This is a genomic window from Paenibacillus jiangxiensis (assembly GCF_046098255.1).
GTDB classification, from domain to species: Bacteria; Bacillota; Bacilli; order Paenibacillales; family Paenibacillaceae; genus Paenibacillus; species Paenibacillus jiagnxiensis.
In genome coordinates this window covers 1-1,892 of record NZ_JBJURI010000067.1, presented here as the reverse complement: position 1 = coordinate 1,892, position 1,892 = coordinate 1, and the positions used below count along the sequence as shown (strand labels likewise).

The following is a 1,892-nucleotide window of genomic DNA, read 5'->3' as shown; positions in this document are numbered from 1 at the left end:
CTGGTCGAGTAGACGTGAACCTCACGGCTCACGCCCCTCACAGATCCGTACGTGCCCAATTAAGGCATACGGCTCCTCATATCATCATTTACAAGGTTGCAATGATTAGCCATAGATATTCACATAGATTTTGGGCTCTGGTAAAGGGTTACGTTTCAGAAAGAGATTAAACTTGTCATATGTGAAGCTTCTTCTCTGACTTCTGCGATTCAGCCATTTAAATAGCGCTTTGATAATCTGAAATTTGTATACGGACAGTGATCGGCTATTGTCAGTTATCCCGTAATAGCGGTAGTGTCCTGTTAGCTTCGCCCGTATTGTTTTCATTAGTTCTTTCACGTCTTGATGGCGCTCTGCTTTCAACCATTCTTTGAAAGCTTTCACTTTCGACTTAAACTTCTTTCCGCTTGTCTTCCGCTTTACTCTGAATTTGCCCTTGCTGCTTTTGCTGCAGTAGTGAGTAAAACCTAAGAAATCAAACGTTTTGGGTTTCCCTAATCCTTTTCGCTTCCGGTTTTCCTCGGCGAAGCGTCCAAATTCTAGAATTTTCGTTTTCTCTTCTGCGATCTGTAAGTCGAATTTGGACAGACGCTTGATTAGCGCTGCATAGAATCGCTCTGCATCATCCTTGTATTGAAAACAGCACACGTAATCATCAGCGTATCTGATCATACTTGTTTCGCCGCGGCACGCTGTCTTTACTGCAACCTCGAACCATAAGTCCAAAGCATAATGCAGATAGATATTCGCAAGTATTGGCGAAATCAATGACCCTTGGGGAGTACCGGATTCTGTTGGTTCCCACGTGCCCTGTTCCATGACCCCGGCTTTCAGAAAGCGCCAGATTAGTCTTTGAATATTAGGGTCTGCTATTCTCTCTCCAAGGAATTTCATGAGCCATTCGTGGTTGACATTCGTGAAGAAGCTACGAATGTCGGCATCCACGATATAGCTGGTTTTTCCATACTCGATGATGCGATTCAATGCTTTCAGGGCGTCATGACCGCTTCTTCCCGGTCGGAAACCGTAAGATAGGTTAAGAAAATTCTGTTCGTAGATAGCCTGTAGAATCTTGTTCAGTCCCAATTGCACGATTTTATCCTCATAAGAAGGGATGCCGAGCGGTCTTTTGCTTTTCTCATCCTTGGGTATATATGTTCTTCTTACGGGTTGCGGTCGGTACATTTTTCTTTTTAGCCGTTCTACCAAGTCCTCGATGTTTGACGCCAAATTTTCCTCATACGCTGCTTTTGTGACTTGATCGACACCTGTTGCTTTGTTTCCATCCAGTTCCCGATGGCATTGCGTCAGCAGTTCCTTGTTCAAGAGGTGATACAGCGATGTGAATTGCTCTTTTGGCTTTTCTTTTGCAACCTCTGCTATTCTTGCTAGTTTTGTTTGCATTTTTGGCCTACTCCTGTGTGTAGAAAATGTGTCCCTGGCAAGATCGATGATATGTCACTGCCTTCCCTCTGCCGACATTACTCGGTTTCATCGGTAGTACGCAGTGATCCGACTCCCTGTCCATCATTTGACGTTCTCCCTTGTGATCGGTTGTTTGTCATACTTCCTTTTTTCGAAGAATGGGCAGGGTCTCCCAAGTTGCTGTGAAGTCATTGTATAGCATGCCTGGCTCTTCGACCCCGGGAGAGCTCATTCATCCTCGCCCTTAACGCATGAATGAGTATTGTCTTCCGTACTTTCGAAAACGTCGACCTCTCCGGTTCACTCTTTTCGAGGCTCAGTCACTTTCAGGCCTACTACCTGGCTGTCTACGCTTAACGTCTGAAATTACTTCCAGCCGTCCAAGACTCGCTATTGGTGGCTTGGCTTTAGCCTTTCCAAGCAGGATTTCCACCTGCTAAACTTCACAACCTAAGCTTGGTCGCACC

Annotated in this window: 1 protein-coding gene; it reads right to left on the bottom strand. The window is 45.4% G+C overall.

The genetic code is table 11. The features are described 5' to 3' along the window. Positions 1 to 105 precede the first annotated feature (105 nt). Positions 106 to 1,404, bottom strand: coding sequence for a group II intron reverse transcriptase/maturase (ltrA, locus tag ACI1P2_RS31310; protein WP_355327690.1), 1,299 nt, complete (start codon positions 1,402 to 1,404; stop codon positions 106 to 108). Between the last annotated feature and the right edge of the window lie 488 nt (positions 1,405 to 1,892).

Bases quoted from the DNA above. Each gene is read 5' to 3' on its own strand.
- ltrA (WP_355327690.1), bottom strand. From the start codon at position 1,404: ATGCAAACAAAACTAGCAAGAATAGCAGAGGTTGCAAAAGAAAAGCCA.